The sequence below is a fragment of the Vibrio sp. DW001 genome, from assembly GCF_029016285.1.
GTDB lineage: Bacteria > Pseudomonadota > Gammaproteobacteria > Enterobacterales > Vibrionaceae > Vibrio.
The window spans coordinates 88,741-111,023 of sequence record NZ_CP091976.1; the positions used below are offsets into that span (position 1 = coordinate 88,741).

At 42.4% G+C, this 22,283-nt stretch carries 16 protein-coding genes; 9 read left to right on the forward strand and 7 right to left on the reverse strand.

The features are described 5' to 3' along the window. Positions 1 to 48: 48 nt before the first annotated feature. The 4 genes from L3V77_RS17815 to L3V77_RS17830 all read left to right on the forward strand — a co-directional run bounded on the left by L3V77_RS17815 (position 49) and on the right by L3V77_RS17830 (position 5,574). Complete coding sequence (locus L3V77_RS17815; RefSeq protein WP_275137602.1) at positions 49 to 2,775, forward strand: bifunctional acetate--CoA ligase family protein/GNAT family N-acetyltransferase; 2,727 nt, start codon at positions 49 to 51, stop codon at positions 2,773 to 2,775. A 429-nt stretch (positions 2,776 to 3,204) separates the two neighbouring features. Continuing rightward, positions 3,205 to 3,948: a 5-oxoprolinase subunit PxpA gene (locus tag L3V77_RS17820; protein ID WP_275137603.1), complete on the forward strand. Its 744-nt coding sequence runs from the start codon at positions 3,205 to 3,207 to the stop codon at positions 3,946 to 3,948. Positions 3,949 to 3,955: 7 nt separating this feature from the next. Further along, on the forward strand, positions 3,956 to 4,660 hold the full coding sequence (locus tag L3V77_RS17825) for an allophanate hydrolase subunit 1 (RefSeq protein WP_275137604.1): 705 nt from the start codon (positions 3,956 to 3,958) through the stop codon (positions 4,658 to 4,660). Then, entirely contained in the window at positions 4,648 to 5,574 is a 927-nt protein-coding gene (locus tag L3V77_RS17830) for a biotin-dependent carboxyltransferase family protein (RefSeq protein ID WP_275137605.1), read from the forward strand. The genes L3V77_RS17825 and L3V77_RS17830 overlap by 13 nt, the downstream gene beginning before the upstream one ends. Here L3V77_RS17830 and L3V77_RS17835 read toward each other — a convergent pair. The 3 genes from L3V77_RS17835 to L3V77_RS17845 form a co-directional block, all read right to left on the reverse strand. Further along, positions 5,571 to 7,031: an FAD-dependent oxidoreductase gene (locus tag L3V77_RS17835; protein ID WP_275137606.1), complete on the reverse strand. Its 1,461-nt coding sequence runs from the start codon at positions 7,029 to 7,031 to the stop codon at positions 5,571 to 5,573. The genes L3V77_RS17830 and L3V77_RS17835 overlap by 4 nt on opposite strands. Positions 7,032 to 7,470: 439 nt before the next feature. Beyond that, positions 7,471 to 9,909, reverse strand: coding sequence for an ABC transporter permease (locus tag L3V77_RS17840; RefSeq protein WP_275137607.1), 2,439 nt, complete (start codon positions 9,907 to 9,909; stop codon positions 7,471 to 7,473). Positions 9,910 to 9,911: 2 nt separating this feature from the next. Then, positions 9,912 to 10,583 carry an ABC transporter ATP-binding protein gene (locus L3V77_RS17845; RefSeq protein ID WP_275137608.1) on the reverse strand — a complete coding sequence of 224 codons (672 nt, stop codon included), beginning with the start codon at positions 10,581 to 10,583 and terminating at the stop codon, positions 9,912 to 9,914. Here L3V77_RS17845 and L3V77_RS17850 point away from each other — a divergent pair. From L3V77_RS17850 to L3V77_RS17870, 5 genes are all read left to right on the forward strand, one after another. Beyond that, positions 10,582 to 11,181 carry an arylesterase gene (locus tag L3V77_RS17850; protein ID WP_275137609.1) on the forward strand — a complete coding sequence of 200 codons (600 nt, stop codon included), beginning with the start codon at positions 10,582 to 10,584 and terminating at the stop codon, positions 11,179 to 11,181. The genes L3V77_RS17845 and L3V77_RS17850 overlap by 2 nt on opposite strands. Positions 11,182 to 11,268: 87 nt before the next feature. Beyond that, positions 11,269 to 12,465 (forward strand): enoyl-ACP reductase FabV, encoded by a 1,197-nt coding sequence (fabV, locus tag L3V77_RS17855; RefSeq protein ID WP_275137610.1) that lies wholly within the window; start codon positions 11,269 to 11,271, stop codon positions 12,463 to 12,465. A gap of 162 nt (positions 12,466 to 12,627) precedes the next feature. Continuing rightward, positions 12,628 to 14,478 (forward strand): bifunctional diguanylate cyclase/phosphodiesterase, encoded by a 1,851-nt coding sequence (locus tag L3V77_RS17860; RefSeq protein ID WP_275137611.1) that lies wholly within the window; start codon positions 12,628 to 12,630, stop codon positions 14,476 to 14,478. 105 nt (positions 14,479 to 14,583) lie between these two features. Continuing rightward, positions 14,584 to 16,236 (forward strand): ABC-ATPase domain-containing protein, encoded by a 1,653-nt coding sequence (locus L3V77_RS17865; protein ID WP_275137612.1) that lies wholly within the window; start codon positions 14,584 to 14,586, stop codon positions 16,234 to 16,236. A gap of 294 nt (positions 16,237 to 16,530) precedes the next feature. After that, positions 16,531 to 17,121: a DUF2238 domain-containing protein gene (locus tag L3V77_RS17870; protein ID WP_275137613.1), complete on the forward strand. Its 591-nt coding sequence runs from the start codon at positions 16,531 to 16,533 to the stop codon at positions 17,119 to 17,121. A 58-nt stretch (positions 17,122 to 17,179) separates the two neighbouring features. On the opposite strand, the gene L3V77_RS17875 is transcribed toward L3V77_RS17870, so the two are convergent. From L3V77_RS17875 to nrdD, 4 genes are all read right to left on the reverse strand, one after another. Next, positions 17,180 to 17,875: an ATP-dependent zinc protease gene (locus L3V77_RS17875; RefSeq protein ID WP_275137614.1), complete on the reverse strand. Its 696-nt coding sequence runs from the start codon at positions 17,873 to 17,875 to the stop codon at positions 17,180 to 17,182. 22 nt (positions 17,876 to 17,897) lie between these two features. Next, positions 17,898 to 19,079, reverse strand: a complete 1,182-nt coding sequence (locus tag L3V77_RS17880; RefSeq protein WP_275137615.1) for an amino acid aminotransferase — start codon at positions 19,077 to 19,079, stop codon at positions 17,898 to 17,900. A gap of 310 nt (positions 19,080 to 19,389) precedes the next feature. Next, the gene (gene nrdG, locus L3V77_RS17885; RefSeq protein WP_275137616.1) at positions 19,390 to 19,854 is read right to left on the reverse strand and encodes an anaerobic ribonucleoside-triphosphate reductase-activating protein; all 465 of its coding nucleotides are present in this window, start codon (positions 19,852 to 19,854) and stop codon (positions 19,390 to 19,392) included. Positions 19,855 to 19,899: 45 nt separating this feature from the next. Next, the gene (gene nrdD / locus L3V77_RS17890) at positions 19,900 to 22,020 is read right to left on the reverse strand and encodes an anaerobic ribonucleoside-triphosphate reductase (protein WP_275137617.1); all 2,121 of its coding nucleotides are present in this window, start codon (positions 22,018 to 22,020) and stop codon (positions 19,900 to 19,902) included. Positions 22,021 to 22,283 lie beyond the last annotated feature (263 nt).

The following is a 22,283-nucleotide window of genomic DNA, read 5'->3' on the forward strand; positions in this document are numbered from 1 at the left end:
ATGAGAAATCTATTATTATTGATAAACCGGTATACACCCGAGGTTTCTATGAATAATATTTCAAAACTGCTTAAACCGACTTCTATCGCGGTTATCGGAGCATCAAACCGACCTTTTAGGGCTGGTGAAGTAGTCATGAATAATCTGTTAAAAGGCGGATTTCAGGGCGCCATTATGCCGGTTACGCCTAAATATAAGGCGGTATGTGGTGTACTTGCTTATCCCTCTATTGATAAATTACCTATTACGCCTGATATCGCCGTTCTCTGCACCAATGCGTCACGCAACGTAGACATATTTAAGCAACTAGCCGAAAAAAAGGTATCGGCAGCAATTGTACTGTCATCCGATATGCATATTACAAATAACGATGGAGAAACCATAGAACAACAGTGCCTCGCTATCGCGAAAGCGAATGGTATTCGAGTGTTAGGCGCAAACAGTTTGGGTCTTATCCTTCCTTGGTTAAACCTTAATGCCTCTTTTTCGCCTGTCAGTGCAGCGAAAGGCAACATCGCTTTTGTTTCTCAATCGGCGGCGGTTTGCACTACCATCTTAGATTGGGCAAACGACAAAGACATCGGTTTCTCTGCTTTTGTATCCATCGGTAATGGAAGTGATATCGACGTGGCTGAATTGCTTGATCATCTCTGTACCGACAGCAAAACAGCGGCGATCCTTCTCTATATAGACTCTATCAAAGATGCTCGTCAGTTCATGTCAGCTGCCCGAGCGGCCTCTCGAAATCGGCGCATATTGGTCCTTAAAGGTGGCCGAACACACGCTGGACGACGGGCTGCGCAACGTCACACCGGAGGCAACGATACGTTAGATATCATTTACGATTCGGCGATCAGTCGAACGGGTATGTTAAGAGTAAAAAACACCCATGAGTTGTTTGCAGCCGTAGAGACACTGACTCACGCGGTGCCATTAAGAGGCGAAAGACTCGGTATCATTACCAACGGAGGCGGCCCATCAATAATGGCCGTGGATACTTTGCTAGAGCGAGGTGGTAAATTGGCCGAACTCAGTAACGAAACTATTGAAAAGTTGGATCAAGCGCTTCCACCAGCATGGTCGAAAAGTAATCCCATCGATATGATCGGTGACGCAGATAAAAGTCGTTATGTGAATTCAGTAAATGCATTACTCGATAGCGATGATATTGACGCCCTTCTTATCATGCATAGCCCATCCGCAATTGCACATTCTATTGAAACGGCTCAAGCGATTATCGATTGTGTAAAAGCGCATCCACGACACAAACGCTTCAACATACTGACCAACTGGAGTGGCGAAAAAACCGCAAGGGAAGCACGACTTTTATTCACACAAGCTGGCATACCAACCTACAGAACGCCCGAAAGCGCTGTTGTCGCCTACATGCACTTAGTGGAATACAGAAGAAATCAGAAACAACTCATAGAAACGCCAACCAGTTCCGAACAGATCGATGTCAAAAACAAGCAACAAGCACGCAGTTGGATAGAAACCAAGCTTGCCAATCAGTTTGAGTCAGAACTTACAAAACAACATTCAAGCGAAATCAGCTCAGAAAATGTGGCAAATACATTGGTACTGGATACACATGAGATAACGCCATTACTGTCGAATTATAAGTTTACCGTATTGGAAACATGGATAGCACAAGAGCCTTCTGAAGCGGTTCAAATTGCAGACACCATCGGTTATCCCGTGGCCGTAAAACTTCGGTCACCAGACATCGCCCATAAATCTGATGTACACGGTGTGGTTCTTAATTTACGTAATCCCATCGAGGTTCAAACCGCCGCCCAATCTGTCCTTGATGGTGTACAACTGAACTATCCTTCTGCAAATGTTCACGGTTTGTTAGTCCAAGCGATGGCAAGCCGAATTGGAGCCTATGAATTAAGGGTTAAGGTCAAGACAGACGCCACCTTTGGCCCCGTAATTATGCTGGGCGAAGGGGGATCTGAATGGGATGAAAGTATAGATGCGGCTGTTGGTATCCTACCTTTAAACATGGCGTTAGCGAGATATCTTATTATCCGCGCCATTAAAGGACACACGATAAGGCCCCAGAAAACCAGCAATCTTGACATCGATCTACTGTGCGACTTTTTAGTCCGACTTTCTCAAATGATCATCGACAACCCACAGATCCATGAACTGGATATCCATCCCCTTCTTGTTGGGCACAAGTCACTAACCATATTAGATGCAGACCTGACTCTAAAGCCGTTTACAGGTGACCCACACCAACGATTAGCTATCCGCCCTTACCCGGTAGAATTGGAAGAATATGTGACCCTAAAAAGTGGCGAAGAAGTCAAACTTCGCCCTATCCTGCCCGAAGACGAACCCGCTCACGCCTCCTTTATTAATAATGTGTCTAAGGAAGATCTCTACAAACGCTTCTTTACTGAAGTGGGTGAGTTGAATCATGAGGCGTTATCCAATCTAACCCAAATAGATTTCAACCGAGAGATTGCTTTTGTTGCCGTCACCCAAAAAGGTGAGATATTGGGTGTGTCTAGAGCGTTAATTAACCCAGATAATACCGATGCAGAATTTGCTATCCTGATCCGTTCTGATCTTAAAGGCTGTGGTTTAGGCCGAATATTAATGACAAGGATCATCGACTTTTGTAAAAACAAAGGCACAAAGCAAATGTCAGGTATGACAATGCCTACTAATAGAGGGATGTTAACTCTGGCACAAAAACTTGGTTTTGAACTCGACGTTCAATTTGAGGATGGGACTGCTGATATGTTATTGATTCTTAATTGATTTTTTTACTTATCGACAAAAAAGACCGCATTGCGGTCTTTTTTTAATTCAAATAGGGAAAACACTATTTAGATTTCATCTCTTTTCGTACCATAAGTGCTGCTGCAATTATAAAAACAACAATTAGACCCAGCTCCATATCTCCCCCTCAAAAAGTGTAAAAACAAAAGTTATAAAAATGTAGGTAAGAACTAGTCACATACTAGCAGCAGAGTAGGTCAATTAACACGCAGATAACCATTTTCTTTTTGAATAGCGATACTGATCAATAACCGCCGTCGTATAATTTCAAACATTAGAAAGTAAACATTACCATTTTGTTGGCTTTACCCCATTAATTATTTATCAAATAAATAAAATGGACTCTTATATCGGTAAAATCGTTGCAAGCCCTTTAGGGTTATTTCAAGGAAGACAAAAGAGGTTCAGATGAGTATTGAACAGTTATCAATTAACTGTGACATGGGTGAAAGCTTTGGCCATTGGAAAATGGGTGAAGATGAAGAAGTTATGCCATGGATAGACATGGCGAATATCGCCTGTGGTTTTCATGCCTCCGACCCAAATATAATGTCACAAACCATTCAATTGGCACTGAAGCATTCGGTAAAAATAGGCGCTCATCCGAGTTACAACGACATTCAAGGTTTCGGACGACGTTCGATCGCCCATACAGAAGCTGAAGTCACCCACTTAGTACTCTATCAACTTGGTGCAATAAAGGCACTTGCAGAACTGCATCAGGCAAAGGTTGAGTACGTAAAACCTCATGGTGCTCTTTATAACGACATGATGCGCTCTCCGGCCATATTTAGAGCCATCGCCAAAGCCGCGCAAGTTTATTCACTACCGCTTATGATTTTGTCCACCTCGGAGAACCAGCAATACCTAGAAATGGCCGATGATTTTAATGTGCCGTTACTATTTGAAGCGTTTGCTGATAGAACCTATTCTGATAATGGGCAACTTTCCCCAAGAGATCACCCCAAAGCCGTAATACACAATAGCGACGATATCTATTATCAAGTCATGCAGATAGCAAAGTATGGAAGCGTTACGACCGTTACAGGACAACCATTAGCGGTACAAGCGGATACCGTTTGTATTCATAGTGATAATCCCTACTCTATTGCTTGTATTCGTAAAATTAGAGAATCAATTGCCAATTTATGAGACCGACATGCTAAGTAAAAATTTTTCTATTGAAGCCGTTTGCGAATCATCCATATTGATTCAGTTTGCCGAAGAGATAAATGAGGCGTTACCTCCTTTTATCAATCGGGTCGCCGAACTCATTTATGCACACCATACCGACAACATAATGAACTTAACCCCCTCTTACACCACGCTTTTAATCGACTACCTACCTTATCGAATCCCAGAACACGCTATGTTAGAAAGCCTTGCACAAATTGTCCATCAGGTCGATTCCTTTCAAGCCTTAGCTAGCGACAACACAGTGATATTACCCGTCTATTATGGCTCTGACGTTGCACCGGATCTGAGCTCGATACTTCGCAAAAAATCATTGGATCTCCACACGCTTATCGCTAAGCATACGACGCCAGACTACACAATATGCGCAATTGGTTTTGCGCCTGGATTTGCGTTTCTTTCCGGTTTAGATAGTGACCTCATCACACCACGACTGGCAACACCAAGGCTGAAAGTGATTGCGGGTAGTGTAGGCATCGCAGACAATCAGACTGCGGTCTATCCCTCCACAACACCGGGCGGCTGGAATATAATTGGTAACTGTCCCAGTAAACTTTTTGACCCCGAAAGCGAACAGCTTTCCCCCTTTCGAATTGGGGATAAAGTGAGATTTGAATCGATAACCAAGCAACAATATCTAGAATTAGGAGGCGAGTTATGGGTTATTTAGAGGTCGTAAAACCCGGTCAATTAAGCCTAATTCAAGACTTTGGCCGCTACGGCCTTGCACCACTAGGTGTCACACAAGGCGGACCATTAGATGAATATGCTTACTGTTGGTCGAATCACCTGCTAGGCAACCACCCAAACAGCGCCACAATAGAGATCACTCTGGGCCAAGCTGAGTTTCGATTTACCCAAAATTGCATGCTCGCGATATGTGGTGGTGATTTACAAGCAAGATTAGATGATAAACCGATCAGAAACTGGACCTCTTTCTATGCTCGTAGAGGACAGGTATTGAAGTTTGGCTTGCCAATAAACGGATTGAGAGCCTATTTGGCCGTAGAGGGTGGATTCGACATTGCTCCACATTTAGGCAGCACCAGTACAGTGTTAAGAGAACAGCTCGGTGGCCTGCATCAAGATGGTACACCTTTGGTCAAAAACGATAGACTAAAATACAGCAAATCGAGCACAATGAAGCCATCTAAACAACTGACCTTTCGCTTCACTCCCGACTACAACCTGCCTTTACGTTTACGACTGATTGAGTCTTATCAAGCACATCAATTTAACAAAGAATCAAAGCGCTCTTTTTATAACCAAACATATAGAGTTAGCCAACACAGCGACCGTATGGGGTATCGTTTAGAAGGGTCGCCGATAACACCACCCGTAGAAGGTATTATCTCTGAAGGCATCGCCTTGGGATCCGTGCAGATACCACCTGACGGTAAACCAATCATATTGCTAAACGATAGGCAAACCTTAGGTGGCTACCCTAAGTTAGGGGTACTGGCGAGGATTGATCATGCTCGAATTGCACAGGCTAGGCCTGGACAAGAAGTGAAATTTATCCGAGGTAACCGCCGTCATCTACAAGATATATGGTGTGCGTGGGCACTCAGGTTCGGATATTAATAGAGCGGATCTAACCCGCTCACCTTTGCTAATCCATCGGGATAACCACGTTCAATGGCCAACTGGATAGCAAGCTGCTCTACCTCTCTTGCATCAAGAGACACCGTCTCTTTTTGATTGGACGAACGCTCAACGAGTATTTTGTCGAGAGTATTGTTGTTGCTAAATATGCCCTCGACTATCTTCAATGCAGCCTCAATAGCAGAAGATCCTTTTACAATCTCTATTCGCGCATAATTAGAGCCATGAAAAGAGACATCAGCAGCACGGAGTGAGGCATCCATTCCGGGAATTTGTTGAGCACCATATAACGGCTTCCCAGCAAACGTCGCCTCAGAAAAACTAGGTATGAATCGGCTTATATGTTTGATAGCAAGTTCGGTTCTTTCTCGTTTCTGCATCTCATTCCACCCTTTCTTGATTTTATAAACCAAGTATTCCGGCAACTGCGGCTGAGCACAATCGTCATTGCTATACACTAACCCATCTTTAAACAAGGTGATCTCATCAGTCATACCATGTAATTGAAATATTCCATCGGCATAGGGCGTAAGCTGGGCCATTCCATCGATCGTTCCTCTCTCACCATGAAAGACCACTTCAGGCCATGTATCAGATATTCCAGTCCACTGGGTAACATACGCCGCTTTAAATTCGACTAATCGACTTCGAGGTGCCTTAATAAAATTATCGACGGTTCCAGTTTCATAACCACAAGCATTGATAAGATAATCAACCTCAAGCTCACTATTCTGCTCACCTTGTTGATAACTTATCACCCATTTAGACCGGTTCGCTGTTATGTTGGTGACTTCACTGGAAAGATAGACATGCGCACTCTCGTATTTATCTAATAGCATCGTAGCAGAAGAGGCCAACCTAAATAGACTCCAACCATATTCTTGAACCAACACTACTGGGTATTTCAACGTATCGAGATCGACGTGATTAACAAACGGTAACATCCAATCATCAAGCGTGTTGGGTTGACCGTCTTGTTCTTGGCCTTTGAGTCTCTCTAACGCTTCTCGTGTGTAGATTTTGTAGTAGTCTTGCGCCTCCCCTAATACCTTATTAGCGCCATCAGCTGTCACCATTTGGTGATAATGCTTTTGGATAGAGACGAGACGTGGTAATAACGCCTCTGGCGACCCTTTATCGGTCTTAGGGATGGCAATAATGGTCGGACGGATGTTAATCGTGTGCGGAAATAGCTTCACCGATTGGATGGATTGCCTTAACAAGTCGATGCATTGCTGTTCATCTATTTCTCGGTATAGATTTCCTCCAGCATGAAGATGACATATCGGTGGGCCATAAACTAAGCTCGGCTTGCGTTCAAACAGGTAGGTTTCGATTCCAAGTTCAGCCAGTTTTATCGCGACAGTTGCGCCTCCAATTCCTCCCCCAATCACACCAATTTTTTTCATTTTTAAATCTATCGTTAACTTACTCATTTACGCGCTTTAACTCATTAAACCTTGTTAGATTATACCTATAAATCATGTGAAAAAAATCCCACATTTCATACTGTTATTTCACATAAGAAAAACAGATTATTTTGCAAAAAAAAACTTGACTCAATTTTGACACAATCGATTTCTCATACTGTTGTGAATAACATCCTCCGCGAAAAGACGTGTGTTGGGCGATCCAGAAACATTAGGTTAGATTTCACTAAAGTTATCCAAAACTTTATCCACCGAATCTGTGGATAACTGGATCTACCTCAAACTCAAAATAACTATTCGTCACTATTTTGAGTTTGAAAGCCTATGTATATACACTCAAATCCATCTTGAACGATCAACCAACTATCATTGAAATTTCAACCGCTTTACATAAAGCAAAACTATAGTTAGATCTACTTAGTCGACCAATCGTCAAGCCGTCACGTTATTCACTCCCTTTAATGGGCTGTAACAGCTTCTTGATTAACGAATTGATCACAATCGCAAGTACCATAAAAGAAATCAAGGGTAGAGCTAGCCACAATGAGGGATGCAACTGACTACTGAGATCAAAGCCAAAACGCATAATACTAGCAACACTCACCTCGGCCCCAAAACTCGCCACCAAACCAGCCGTCACGGCCATTAAGCCATATTCACTCCATAGCGTGCTGGTGACTCGTTTCTTAGAGGCGCCTAAGGTTCGATAAAGACGAATTTCATCCTGTCTTTGAGAAAGACTTAATCTTAAAAGAGTAAATATGAGTAGAAGCCCGGCAACGACGCCTAAAGAAGCTAATACCGTTACAGACCAAATTAACTGAGTCAATAAACTTCTTATCTTGTTACCCATCGCACGGATATCCAACAGGCTCACTGTCGGAAACGCACGTGATAACGATTTTAATATTGAACTCTCTTGCTCGTCGACTCTAAAACTAACCATCCAAGTGGCAGGTAACGACGCCAGCACATCCGGTGTAAATATAAAGTAGAAGTTAGGTTTCATTTCCCGCCATTCAACATTACGAATACTATTAATCGTTGCATTGACTGTTTGACTGTTGATAGTGAAGCTTAGCTCATCACCAATTTTCAGATTCAAATCAGACGCGACTTCTGATTCAACAGAGACACCTGTTTTTTCTGTCCATGCTCCTTCGATGATCGAATTGGGATCGGACAGTTGTTCTACCCATGTGAAGTTTAGTTCACGGCTTAACGACTCGGCCTCTTTTTTGACACGGTCATAATCTTTTGCTTCTGTGCCGTTGATACCGTTTACCCTACCTCGAATAATCGGAAAAGCCTGCGAACGCTCTATGGATTGTCCATCTATCGTAGCCAAATATTCGTCTACTTCATAAGGCGCAATATTAATGGCAAACACATTAGGGGCGTTCTCTGGGATGGTCTGTTGCCAATCCTGCAAAAGGTCGGTTCGAACCAACCAGATAACCGCTAACAGCATTAACGACAAACCCAAAGCCCCAAATTGTAATGCACTGGCAATAGACGACCGGTTAATGCGACTGACTGCCAATTTCATTGAAGCCGATATAGGCAACTTATTAATCACCTTGACGATCGCAATACTAATGAGCCCAAGCAAGACGAATAGGAGTACGATCCCACCTAATACCATCCAAACCAAAGTGTTATTCTGATAAGCAACGATCATCGGAATAATCGGAACCAACACCAACAAATAACGTGACCATTTTGTCTCCTCCTTACTCATCTGCATCACATTTACAGCAGATGTATTGATAAGCCCCAGTAATGGAATACCAAGTGCAGGAATTCCGATAAGAATACAGGTAAGGAATGCAACAAAAATAGGAGTAAGACCGTAGCTAGGTAATGGACTAGGCAGCAGATCAGTAAGTGGGATTCGCAGAAATATCTCGAGTAGATAACCAGAGAACACGCCGAAAGTGGCCCCAAGAACAAACAAAATAACGATCTGAGTGAACAACCAGCGCCTTAACCACCCTTTACTTGCACCCAAACTTTTTAACATGGCAACGGTTTTTCTTCGCCCTGCTACATAATTCTGACAAGTTAACACCAGTGTTGTCGCCGCCATAATGATCACAATGGCGACCGTCAGTGACAGGTATTGAGTTGTGCGATCAAACATCTCGTTATTTCTTGAGCCGCTATCTTGATCTCTCCAACGATCACTCGGTGTCAGCGTTACGGCGTTTTTTGCCGCCTCTAAGCTCTCTTCATTACCAAGCAAAAAAAGATTAAACCGAACTCGACTTCCCACCCTAAGCGCACCTGTTTTCTCTATATCAGATTCATGGATGTAAACCGTGGGCATTTGCTGAAACGGATTAAACGACAAACCCGGCTCTTGGACTATTCTACCGCTAATTACAAGATCTGCGTCACCAAGAGTGACAGTGTCACCCACGGTAACTTCAAGCAATGATAACACTCGTTCATCAAGCCACAGTTGGCCTGAACGTACTTTATTAAAGGTTTGTTTATCATCATTTAATTGCAACTCACCCCGTAATGGGTAGTTCGAATCGACCGCTTTTACCGTGACCAATTGCATCTGCTCTTCACTAAACGCCATGGTAGAAAAGCGAGTTAGCTTAGATTCACTGAGCTCTTTTTGAGCGTAAATAGTGTCAAGTAAAGGCGGTGGTATTGGATTGGACGATGAATAAACCAAATCAGCCGTCAACGCATCTTTACCCTGCTTAACCAGTACCTGCTCCATTCGCTCTGCGAGCGCTGACAATGCGAAGACACACGCAATAATTAACGTCAATGCAATAGATATCGGCCATAACTGCCCATGGCGTATTTCTTCCAGACTCCACTTAAATAGACGTCGGTTAAGAGAAAAACCGGTTTGGTTATCCATGGTTACTTCTCCAATTTTCCAGCTTGCATATGAAACGTTTTATCACATCGTGCAGCCAGATCGGGATCATGCGTGACTAAAACTAGCGTTGTACCGTGCTTCTGATTTAGCTCAAACAATATCTCTATAATTTTCTCTGCTGTGTGTTGGTCCAAGTTACCGGTTGGTTCATCGGCAAAAAGCACCTTGGGTTTGATCATAAAGGCACGAGCTAACGCAACACGTTGTTGTTCTCCACCCGAGAGCTGAGAAGGCAGATGATCGATTCGATTGCTTAATCCCACAGAATCGAGTAGCTCTTTTGCTCTTGTTCTGTCTTCATCCTCACCCTTGAGCAAGCAAGGCAATGTCACGTTTTCTATCGCCGTCAAACTGGGTATAAGTAGAAAGCTTTGAAATACGAACCCCACCGAATCACTTCGAATGGCGGCTCTTTTCTCTTCATCTAAACCGGATAATGCATGACCCATGAGATGCACATCACCGCTTGTTGGTACGTCTAAACCCGCTAATAACGTCATTAATGTCGACTTGCCAGCACCTGAAGTACCAACAATAGCCACACACTCACCTTCATTAATCTCTAAATTTACGTCTTCAAGGATTGTTAAATGCTCTTGTTTAGTAGAGACTAATTTCGTGAGCGATTCAGCTTTAATAATGGAATTTGGCATGACTAGATTTATATCCTTTGTTTTTCTTATTTTTTCTTGTACTGCAAGTAGTACCACAATTTTAGTACTAGGTGATAGTTTAAGTGCTGGTTATCAAATGCCAATAGAGAGCAGTTGGCCACTCAAGCTCTCTTCAGACCTGAATGAAAGAGGTTTTGAGTACTCCGTCGTGAATGCAAGCATTTCCGGTGATACAACAGGTAATGGTCTTGATCGCCTGCCTGCTCTATTAGCACGACATAAGCCAAATTGGGTACTGATTGAATTAGGTGCCAATGACGGGCTTAGAGGGTTCCATCCACGTATAGTGACAAAAAATTTGCAACAGATTATTTCTATGAGCCAACAAGCGTCCGCAAATGTCGCTTTAATGCAGATTCAAGTCCCTCCAAATTACGGACAAAGATACAGTCAAGCATTCGCCGATATCTATCCAAATCTAGCGGATGAATACCAAATCCCATTACTGCCTTTCTTTTTAGAGCAAATAATATTGAAAGAAGAGTGGATGAAAGAGGATGGGCTTCACCCTAAAGAGGTAGCTCAACCATGGATCTCTAACTTTGTTGCGGACAACTTAGCACTATATCTCGATTAGTCACCAAATATTGCCCTAGCGCAAAACTATACGCTTAACGTACTTATATATTAAAGCTCGTGATTATCAAATTGAGACTGCGAACGAATGATAATAGAGCCCCTAATTAAAGGCGTTGTGGCAAAAACCGCTCATCCTGAAGGATGTAAGCATGCCGTCCAACAACAGATAGACTTCGTAAAATCCAACATAAAAACAACCAAAGGTCCAAAGCGAGTACTTATCCTAGGTGCTTCTTCTGGCTTTGGCCTCTCCGCTCGAATAGCGGCGACCTTTGGTGGTAGTGAAGCGGATACAATTGGTGTTTCATTTGAACGAGGCCCTTCTGAAAAGGGAACGGGATCAGCCGGTTGGTACAACAACATCTACTTTTCCCAACAGGCTGAAGCTGAAGGCCGAACGGCTATTAACATCGTAGGCGATGCGTTTTCACAAGAAGTTCGAACCCAAGTTATAGAAGCCATTGAAACCTATTTTGAAGGTGAAGTTGATCTCGTTATCTATAGCCTGGCAACCGGTGTCAGGCCAAAACCATCCGGTGAAGGCATGTGGCGCTCAGCGATAAAAACTGTCGGCGAAAGCGCAACGGGGGCCACTATTATTCTCGAAGATGATAGCTGGCAAGAAACCACCGTAGAACCCGCAACCGAAGAAGAGATCGACGCTACCATCAAGGTAATGGGTGGTGCTGATTGGGAATCGTGGATCGATACCCTCATTAATTCTGATTCTATCGCCCAAGGGGGCAAAACCATTGCCTTTTCTTATATTGGCCCTGAACTTACCTACCCGATTTACCACGAAGGAACATTAGGCCGAGCAAAGGTCGACCTACATCAAACTAGCCATGCACTAAACTTAAAACTGGCAAAAATTGGTGGCGGCGCGTATGCCACGGTTTGTAAAGCCTTGGTGACCAAAGCGAGTGTATTCATTCCTGCTTTTACTCCCTATATTTTGGCGCTGTATAAAGTGATGAAAACCAAAGGTACACATGAAACCTGCATTCATCAAATGCATAGATTATTCAGTGATAAACTCTATGCCGATATCGTACCTGTTGATGGGCAGAGGCTGCTTCGATTAGATGAATATGAGCTTGATCCAAATGTTCAACAACAGGTCAAAGCCATCATGAATACGATGAATGCAGATAATTTTAGACACGTTGGTGACTACCAAGGATACAAGGACGAATTCTTAAAACTCAATGGATTTGGATTTGACACTGTTGACTACAATGAGTTTTTCGATATAGAGCAACTAAAAAAATTAAAACCTTAGTAAATTGATGAAAAATCAAACAAAGTGACTCACTTTTAATACTGATCCCTCCTAATGGAGGGTTTGGTATATCAATAGTTTAAATCTACCATATACTTAGAAAACAATGCCTAAAGGAGTTAGGCTCTCATCCCCATCAATTAAGCACATGGAAAGGTGCACATGACGAAACTGAAAACAGAAACGCTCACGCTATCCAGTAATATATTGGAGAACCTTCAACATATCGTCGATCTGCTTAGTGACATTACCAAAGTCGAATACGCTGGCGTTGTTCAGTATAACAAACCAATCAACGAACTCTGTTGTAACCTCCTAGCGAAATCACCTAACATCAAACCGTTAATTTTTTCTTTATACTCAGTCTTGTTCGAGTCTACAACCTCAGATTTTTCTACCCAGGCCCGTAGTCATTTATCCGGGCGTATCACTCTAAACGACAGCACACCGTTTTATTCGGCTTACCTATTGTTGTGGCCAGATGGCGCGTTATTTGGTGCCCTTGTTATCGTCGATAAAAATAAACAGAAACACAATTCAGATGCATTCAAACTGCTTTCTAGTTTCAGAGAATCCATTAACGCTCAATTAAAAACCGTTTATCAGTATGAAAAATTGTCGATATTGACCCATCGTCTCAAACTTAGAGGGGATAATAAAACGCAGAATATTGCGAGTCTAAATTTCACGCTCAGCCAAGAGATAGATAAACGAAAGGCGGCAGAACAAGAAGTGGTTTATCACAAAAATCACGATATTGGCACAGGGTTTCTCAACCAAATATCGTTATTTGAGCACACCAAAAGGCTAATAACTCAAGCCATACATGATCGCGAGAGTGTTGTCGTCGTCCACATCACATTTTCAAATGGTAGAAAGCTTCAAGAGCGATATGGCGAAAATGCTTTAAACAGTTTATTGGTGGCATTTCGTGAGCGAATAGGTCGAATAGACTGCGAAGACTCAGTAACGGCTAGAACCAGTAGCTCTAATTTTATTGTCGCAATAAGGACCAAATCTTTAACACCCTTTGTCGATAACTTTTGTTACCGATGCTTAGAAATCTGTCATTCCGATTTTTCAATCGATAATGATACAGTCCATCTACATGGCTTTATTGGCGTGTCGACCAGTATCGATACTCAAAAGGCACAGGATCTAATCTATTTTGCTAACGAAGCGGCATTCTCAAGCAAAGATACTGGTCAGAAATATAGCTACTATTCTGAAACACGTACCGAACAGAGAGCACATACCAACGAGATCGAAAGCTACCTACTACAAGCCGTACGCAATAATGATTTAAAACTCTATTACCAACCTAAGGTAGAACTGAAATCTGGAAACTGGATTGGTGCAGAAGCCTTAATTCGATGGAATCATCCTGTTTTAGGTACCGTTTCAAACGAAAACCTTATACAGCTAGCCGAACAAAATGGACTGATCTTTGAAGTGGGTAACTTTGTATTACGCTCTGCTATTGAGAGTGCAAGTGAATGGTTAACAAGCGGTAATGACTTCAAAATAGCGGTTAATGTTTCAGCCGTGCAATTAAAGAATGTCGATTTTGCCGATCACGTACAACATTTGTTAGAAACGTATCAATTTCCGGCGAACAAATTAGAGATAGAGTTGACGGAAAGTTCTTTAATTTCAGATGAATACCTAGCCAAGAAAACCCTCTATGCACTTAGCAAACTAGGCGTGACACTGTCACTTGATGATTTTGGAACTGGCTGCGCTTCATTCAGTTACCTTAAAAACTATCCCTTTAATAGCCTAAAAATTGACAAAAGTTTTGTGCAAAACCTAACTCGAAACCCTAATGACAAAGAGATTGTACGATCTATCGTTCAGATCGCTAAAAAGCTTAAACTAGAGGTCACTATCGAAGGTATAGAAAACCTGGATCAAGAGCGTTTTGTATTGAACGAAGGCTGCGATTTTGCGCAAGGATATTTGTACGGCAAAGCGATGACTGGCGATGAATTTAAGCAATGCATAGCTAAGTGACATTTACACTAGCTATCTCGTTACACGTTACCTATAATTCCCAACCACTATAATTATTAGCATACTCAATTCACGGTACGGCTAATTTATCAAGCATTTGGCGTTATGGATCAACTAGTAGCAAAACTTAAAAAACTCGAAAAACAGAATTTTCGTGCCTACCACTCTATTAAAGGCCAATATTCTTTTGACGACTATACCCTATATATTGACCATGTTCAGGGTGATCCATATGCATCATCGTCTCGATTTAGAGCGGTCAGACCTTGGTCGATGACTGGTCTACTTTGGCTAAGAGAACAATCGAGTTCTTTTCAAGCTGCAGCACGAGATTTTATCGCCCGTAGTTTTTCCTATTTTGCAGCACAAGAGAATGCTATCTCTATCGCGTTAACAGGACAAACGGTACTAGACAGTACCTCGGTACTTTTTACCGATGAGGGTATTGAACTAAGATTTAGAATCAACCTCCCTGCTGAAGGCCGTAGCATTCTGGCCAAAAAAGCCTTGAATATCATTACCTTCCATTTACCGAAGTACATTCGAAAGTCCACCATTGAAAGAGAGCTAGACAAAGAAGCGCTTATCAGACATTGCCAGTGCAATGAAGATCAAGATTTTCTGCGTACGCAACTTGAAGCAAACAACCTGATTGCTTTCATTGAAAACGACAGTTTGTTGCCACGCCAAGCAGGTAATAGTGACTTACCAATGAAAGACGCCATCAGATTTAAAGCGCCCTCATCGCTGCGGGTTGAACTACAAACCGTTAACCGAGGTACTATCTCAGGTATGGGTATTCCAAAAGGAATCACCTTGATAGTTGGTGGTGGGTTCCATGGTAAATCAACACTTCTCAATGCCATAGAACGCTCTATTTATAATCATATTCCTGGAGATGGTCGTGAAGGCATCGTTAGCGATAGCAATGCAATGAAGATCAAGGCAGAAGACGGTCGATGTGTACATGCGCTTAACCTCTCCAATTATATAAATCACCTACCGATGGGCAAGGACACGACTGATTTTTCTACGCAAGATGCATCAGGTTCAACCTCACAAGCAGCATGGTTACAAGAATCTATTGAAGCGGGTGCCACGTCGATTCTCATTGACGAGGATACGTCAGCGACTAACTTCATGATTCGAGACGAACGTATGCAAGCGTTGGTTAACAAAGGTGATGAACCTATAACACCGTTAGTGGATAGAATTAGCCAATTGAAGGAGACACTTGACGTCTCTACCATGATAGTTATGGGTGGCTCTGGTGATTACTTAGATCATGCAGATACGGTCATACAGATGCACGACTATCAAGCCGTCGACGTTACCGCTAAAGCAAAGCAGGTCGTAAAGTTGCATCCAAGCCAACGAATTCAAGAAACCAATCAGCAACTCGGTCAGTTCCCTTCTCGATCGTTAAGTTTAACAACGCTGCAAAAAATATTAAGTGACGGGAAATTTCGAGTATCCGCGAAAGGGAAAGACGCGTTGCGATTTGGTAAAGAGTTCATCGATATTTCGGCGTTAGAACAGATCGAAAGTTCTAGTCAGATTAACGCCATTGGTTGGGTTTGGTTTCAACTAGCTCAAAAGCCAGGTTGGGCAAACGCACCGCTGCAAGAAATTGACCAACTACTCCAAGATAATTGGCATCAATCTATGCCTAGTTACGGCGATCTTGCCAAACCAAGGACGTTAGAAGTCAGTGCAACACTAAACAGGTTGCGCAAAGCAAACTTCCAACCAAGATAACTAGAAACAACCTGCGTTCCGTTAGTTGAGGAGCGTCGTTGATTTCCATTGGTCTCCTCTCAGGGGACCAATGTCGTATATTCACAATAAAATCCACGCAATGCTCTGATTTTATTATCTTTCTACTATGACAACACACCAACCAGAGCTAACTTTCTTATCTCAGCCAAAGCGATGTTTAAGCGTACATCGGAAATATTTAATGGATAGATCGAATCGCGTTCGATATTATCTTGGGTGTTCAATAGAATCGATTTATTTCAATGGTTAGATTAAGCGGTGGTTAAACAAACAATGGATAAAGTAAACAACAGCAAAGTAACCCTTTGGATACTGCTCACTTTTTACGGTTTAATATTCGCTTTTTCAGCCTTTGAACCCAGTTCACGATCAGTATGGATAGCGGAAATAATTCCTGTCGTACTTATTCTTGCCGGTATTTTGGTTATTTCTAGACGCTTTGCGTTTAGTTCAACCGCGTACCTTTTCATGTTCATTTGGCTCTGTTTACACACTATTGGTGCAAAATACACCTTTGCAGAGGTACCATTTGACTGGTTTAACAATCTGATTGATTCTGATCGCAATAACTTTGACCGTGTCGCGCATTTTTCGATTGGCTTTTTTGCCTACCCTATTGCTGAATATCTTTATAAAAATCAGTACTGCAATAAATGGATAGCAGGGTTATTCGGTCTGTTTGCACTCATGAGTACTGCAGCAGGATATGAAATTATTGAATGGTGGTACGCTGAACTTGCTGGTGGTGACGATGGTATTGCATTCCTAGGTTCGCAGGGGGATATTTGGGACGCTCAAAAGGATATGCTTTGTGACACACTTGGTGCACTGTTTTCCTTGACTGTTTTTACGATTCGTAAATAGTTGAAAGTATCGCTGCAACGCCAGTTTTATTGACGTTGCAGCAATACCGAGTTCTTAGTTACTTCTTTTTAGATTGAACAAATTTTCTACTTACGTCAACAATCGCAATGTCACGGAAAAAACTCTGTCCAAGTATCACAGGATACTCTAGATGCTTTCTGTCTGTTAGCGTGAAATCTGCTTTCTCTTTAATATCACCAACTTGAATCCACGCGGTTATAACAGGACGTCTCTGCGATTCTGCACTATTCGCTTGCTTAATTTTTGCCCAACGTAGTATCGGTAAACTGATCTCTTGAGAAGAGATTTTATTGTGTTCAATTCGAAACTTGACCCAATCCTTGCCCTCTCTTTCAAAAGGAACCACATCTACCGCACTAATAGAAGATGTAGTGGCGCCAGAGTCAATTTTAGATCTAAAGCTTTGATCCAAGCCTGGAATATAGACCCACTCTTCTGAGCCCAAGATTAACTTACCTTCCGCTGTTTTCACTGGGGGTGGCTTAGGTTTAGGTTCTGGTTTTACTTCTGGTTTTGGCTGTATTGCCTCTGGTGTTTCCGGTTGTATAACTTCCGTCTTATCTTTTGCTATTTCTGAATCAACATCAGGTGTTTCAACCGTTGTCTTTGGTGGTTCTTCTATTTTTGGCTTATCCATAGTAGAAGTTTGCTCACCTGTTGTAGAGCAAGCTGCTAAGCCTAAACACAGCAGAATGGATAACAATAATCTATTCAATTTCGTTCTCCTAACCATAGTTATCTAAATTTGTCGCGATTTATGAAATTTGCACAATAGCATTCGCTACATACGGGATATCTTTTTCTGTTAGACCAGCGATATTGATTCTGCCGTCTCCCACACCGTATATACCGTAATCATCTCGAAGACGACTCATCTGCGCTTGAGAAAAGCCTAGCACAGTAAACATACCTTTGTGAGACTCAATAAAATCAAACTGTTGAGAACTGTGAACTGATCGCAACTCATCGCAAAGTAGTAATCGTAAGTTGACCAATCTTAGCCTCATCGAGACCAATTCCTCTTTCCAGACCTTTGTCATTTCCTCACTGTTAAGGATAGTTTTCACCAACGCCGCACCGTGATCGGGTGGCATAGTATAGGTGGCTCTTGCCAACTGTAATAGTTTCCCTTTGGCGTTACTCACATCGGTTTGATTATTGCCAATAACAATAGCGGCACCGGTACGTTCTCGGTATAAACCAAAATTCTTAGAGCAAGAGGTGGTAATGAGCATCTCTTCCAGATTATCCGCCATATAGCGTAACCCTTGAGCATCTTCTTCCAACCCATCTCCAAACCCTTGATAGGCGATATCAACGAATGGAAGGAAACCATTTTTTTGTGAGAGTTCTGTGATCGCTTTCCAAACCTGAAAGTCGACATCGGCTCCTGTCGGGTTGTGACAACAACCGTGCAGCAACACCACATCATTGGGGCCAGCAGAGCTGATATCGTCTAGCATTGCTTCAACATCAACCTGTTTGGTCTGAGTGCTAAAGTAGCGATATTGCTTTACCTTAAGTCCTGCGGCTTCCATCACTGGACGGTGATTTACATAGCTTGGATTACTAAGCCATACCGTTGTATCTGGATTAGCGACTTTCATCAAGTCACCAAGCATGCGAAGCGCGCCACTGGCTCCTGGGGTTTGTATTGCTGACACTCGCCCCATTGCTGATGTACCAGAAAGAAGCAGGTTCACCATGCTTGAATTGAACTCTTCGCACCCTGCAAGGCCAACATAAGACTTGGTTGTTTGCGTTTCTAATAGCTGCTTCTGAGCCTGTTGAACCGCCAACATAATTGGCGTTTCACCCAAATTATTTTTATACACGCCAATGCCAAGATCGACTTTCCCAATACGAGGGTCATTACGATACGCGACAGAAAGAGAGAGTATCGGATCCAGTTGAGGTGTGGGTAAATGTGCGAACATAAAATCACATTCCTTTGCTATGTTTCGATTAATTTAAACGCGTATTCCATTGCGATACAACATTCCTTTGGAGTAGCAAAAAGTGAACCTTGAACTGCTTTTTTAGATTTTGCGCCAGTCAGAACTCAAAGTAATTCAACAGAATTGAGCTCAGTGATAGCTTTGATTTATATCAATAAACCGTACAAAAAATAATACAGACAGATGAGGATTTGTGAAAGGACTATTTAAGCATTTATTTCTGATTGTTTGACCATTAACGTTAGTCAACTAACCAATAGTATCTAGATATCTAATCAATGATTTCCAATTACTTGAGATAATGTATTACTTGATTTGCACTGCCACGCCATAGCAAAGCGGGATCGGCTTGATCTTGTTCAAATTTTCCGTCCACTAACACATCGATAAGATCTACGATCTGTTGTTGTTTTTCGCTGAGCTCTGAAATTAGATACCCCGTCCACAGCCAGATATCTTTACCAATACATTCTGTGCGTACTCGTTTTACCAAATGTAACACGGTGTCCAGATTTTCAGGATGCAAAGGATCACCGCCACTTAATGATAATCCACGTCTTTTTATCCTCGTGTCATTAAGGTCATTGATAACTTGATCTTGCATTAAATCGGTAAAGGGATGGCCTGAACTGGGCGACCAAGTCGCTTGGTTATAACAGCCCTTGCATTGGTGGTTACAGCCCGAAACAAATAGGCTAGCACGGGTACCAGGGCCATTAACGACATCTATCGGATAATATTGAGAATAATTCATAGCGACCACAAACCTTCCCAACTAAGGGAAGGTTAATTGAAGGGTTTATAGGTGTTTAACTCGACGCTTAACTTCTTCTTGCTTACCTAAATTAAACGGACGTGCATCCGGGCTACCTAGGTATCCACATACTCGTCGTGTCACAGACACTTTAGTTGAATCGTGGTTTCCACATTTAGGGCAGGTAAAGCCTTTACTGGTGCAATCAAATTCACCGGTATAGCCACATTCATAACACTCATCGATGGGCGTATTGGTACCATAATAAGGCACGCGACTGTAGCTATAGTCCCAGACATTCTCTAACGCTTCTATGTTTTGTTGCATGTTAGGGAATTCGCCGTAACAAATAAAACCACCTGAAGATAGTTCCGGATAAGGCATCTCAAAATCGATTTTGTCATACGGATTAACTTTCTTTTCTACGTCGAGATGGAAGCTATTTGTATAATATCCTTTATCTGTAACCCCTTCGATTACACCAAACTCTTTAGCATCAAGGCTGCAGAAACGGTTGCATAGGTTTTCACTCGGCGTTGCGTACAAGCTAAATGCGTAACCTGTTTCTTCTTTCCATGCGTCTACTGCCACTTTCATTTTACGAACGAGTTGAATCGCTTTCGCATTCAGGGTCGGATTGTCATAAACGTGTTCTTTGCTCTTATACAACGCATTGATCGTTTCATGAATACCGATGTAGCCCAAAGAAATCGAGGCGCGCCCGTTTTTGAAGATCTCAGCAACGGCATCATCAGGATTCAAACGAACGCCACAAGCGCCTTCCATATATAGAATAGGAGCAACCTTCGCCTTCACTTTCTCTAAGCGGTTAATACGTGTATCCAGCGCTTTTCGTGCTAACTGAAGTTTTTCTTCTAATAGTGTATAAAACTTCGTTTCGTCCCCACCAGCTTGAATCGCAATTCTTGGTAGGTTCAAGCTGACTACACCGAGGTTATTACGGCCATCATGGACCATTTCACCGTTTTGCTCGTATGGGTTCAGGAAGCTACGGCACCCCATTGGCGTCTTAAAGGAACCTGTAATTTCGACCACTTTATCGTAGTTCAAGATATCCGGGTACATACGCTTGGTAGCGCATTCTAACGCCAGTTCTTTGATATCATAATTAGGATCGGAAGGTTTGTGGTTCAAACCATCTTTGATGCCGAACACCAATTTTGGAAAGACCGCTGTTTTGCGATTTTTGCCCAAACCTGCGATACGATTTTTCAAGATCGATGCCTGAATTAGCTTCGCAGCCCAACTTGTTCCTAGACCGAAACCAAAGGTCACAAATGGCGTCTGTCCATTGGCCGTATGCAGTGTGTTCACTTCATACTCTAAAGATTGAAATGCGTCGTAACACTCTTTCTCTGTACGCGATATAGCAAACGCTTCAGGGTTATGGATATCCCACTCTTTCGCCACTCCCATATGCTTGTCGTAGCTTGTTAAAACGTATGGCTCTAAGATCTCATCAATAGCGTTGATGGTTGTGCCGCCATAAATATGAGAAGCAACCTGTGCAATAATTTGCGCCGTGACTGCTGTTGCTGTTGATATTGATTTAGGTGTATCGATTTCAGCGTTACCCATCTTGAAACCGCGGGTAAGCATGCCTTTAAGATCAATCAGCATACAGTTGAACATCGGGAAAAACGGGGCGTAATCGAGATCATGATAGTGTATATCACCATCATCATGAGCTTTTACAACGTCGCGAGGTAAAATATGGGTTTTTGCATAATGTTTTGCGACGATACCAGCTAATAAATCACGTTGAGTCGGAATTACCTTGCCATCTTTATTGGCGTTTTCGTTTAATAAGTCGGCATTGCTTTGCTCTATCAAACCTTGAATTTCTTTCGTTAATGCACTTTTTTTATCGCGCGACATGTCACGATCATGTCGGTATTCGATATAAGAACGCGCCATACCTTTGTACGGACCTTGCATCATTTCGTTTTCGACTAGCGTCTGTATCTCTTGGATATCAACTTCGTCATGTTCAAGGAGTTTACACTCAACAGCCTCTGCTACTTTCTCTGCATAGGCAGTGACATCACTGTCTATAAAGGTTGATGCACTTTCGACAGCAGTAACAATGCGATCCCTTGTAAAAGGGGCACGAGAACCATCTCTTTTAATGACGACTGTTTTCACTTTTTCTCCTTACCCTAGATATCCACAGATTATCAACAAAACACCATATAGGGTATTAACATTTAAAATTCACACTACATATTGTGTACGTATTTAACGAAAACAGCCAACCTTAAGTCTTGATCTAGATCAATAAAAACTAAGTGAACACCAAGATCACTCGATCTTTCTGGAGAAGATCTCATTGCGTAAAGAAACAGAAATTTCACACAAAAATGCGCTTTTTGGGGTTGAAATTTTTGATACCCTGATGACATAAGCGT

Excerpts from the sequence above, each read along its gene's own strand:
- L3V77_RS17865 (WP_275137612.1), top strand. The coding sequence starts at position 14,584 with ATGGATCAACTAGTAGCAAAACTTAAAAAACTCGAAAAACAGAATTTT.
- L3V77_RS17830 (WP_275137605.1), top strand. The coding sequence starts at position 4,648 with ATGGGTTATTTAGAGGTCGTAAAACCCGGTCAATTAAGCCTAATTCAA.
- L3V77_RS17815 (WP_275137602.1), top strand. The coding sequence starts at position 49 with ATGAATAATATTTCAAAACTGCTTAAACCGACTTCTATCGCGGTTATC.
- nrdG (WP_275137616.1), bottom strand. The coding sequence starts at position 19,854 with ATGAATTATTCTCAATATTATCCGATAGATGTCGTTAATGGCCCTGGT.
- fabV (WP_275137610.1), top strand. The coding sequence starts at position 11,269 with ATGATAATAGAGCCCCTAATTAAAGGCGTTGTGGCAAAAACCGCTCAT.
- L3V77_RS17820 (WP_275137603.1), top strand. The coding sequence starts at position 3,205 with ATGAGTATTGAACAGTTATCAATTAACTGTGACATGGGTGAAAGCTTT.
- L3V77_RS17825 (WP_275137604.1), top strand. The coding sequence starts at position 3,956 with ATGCTAAGTAAAAATTTTTCTATTGAAGCCGTTTGCGAATCATCCATA.
- L3V77_RS17845 (WP_275137608.1), bottom strand. The coding sequence starts at position 10,583 with ATGCCAAATTCCATTATTAAAGCTGAATCGCTCACGAAATTAGTCTCT.
- L3V77_RS17860 (WP_275137611.1), top strand. The coding sequence starts at position 12,628 with ATGACGAAACTGAAAACAGAAACGCTCACGCTATCCAGTAATATATTG.
- L3V77_RS17875 (WP_275137614.1), bottom strand. The coding sequence starts at position 17,875 with ATGGTTAGGAGAACGAAATTGAATAGATTATTGTTATCCATTCTGCTG.
- L3V77_RS17840 (WP_275137607.1), bottom strand. The coding sequence starts at position 9,909 with ATGGATAACCAAACCGGTTTTTCTCTTAACCGACGTCTATTTAAGTGG.
- L3V77_RS17835 (WP_275137606.1), bottom strand. The coding sequence starts at position 7,031 with ATGAGTAAGTTAACGATAGATTTAAAAATGAAAAAAATTGGTGTGATT.
- L3V77_RS17850 (WP_275137609.1), top strand. The coding sequence starts at position 10,582 with ATGACTAGATTTATATCCTTTGTTTTTCTTATTTTTTCTTGTACTGCA.
- L3V77_RS17870 (WP_275137613.1), top strand. The coding sequence starts at position 16,531 with ATGGATAAAGTAAACAACAGCAAAGTAACCCTTTGGATACTGCTCACT.
- L3V77_RS17880 (WP_275137615.1), bottom strand. The coding sequence starts at position 19,079 with ATGTTCGCACATTTACCCACACCTCAACTGGATCCGATACTCTCTCTT.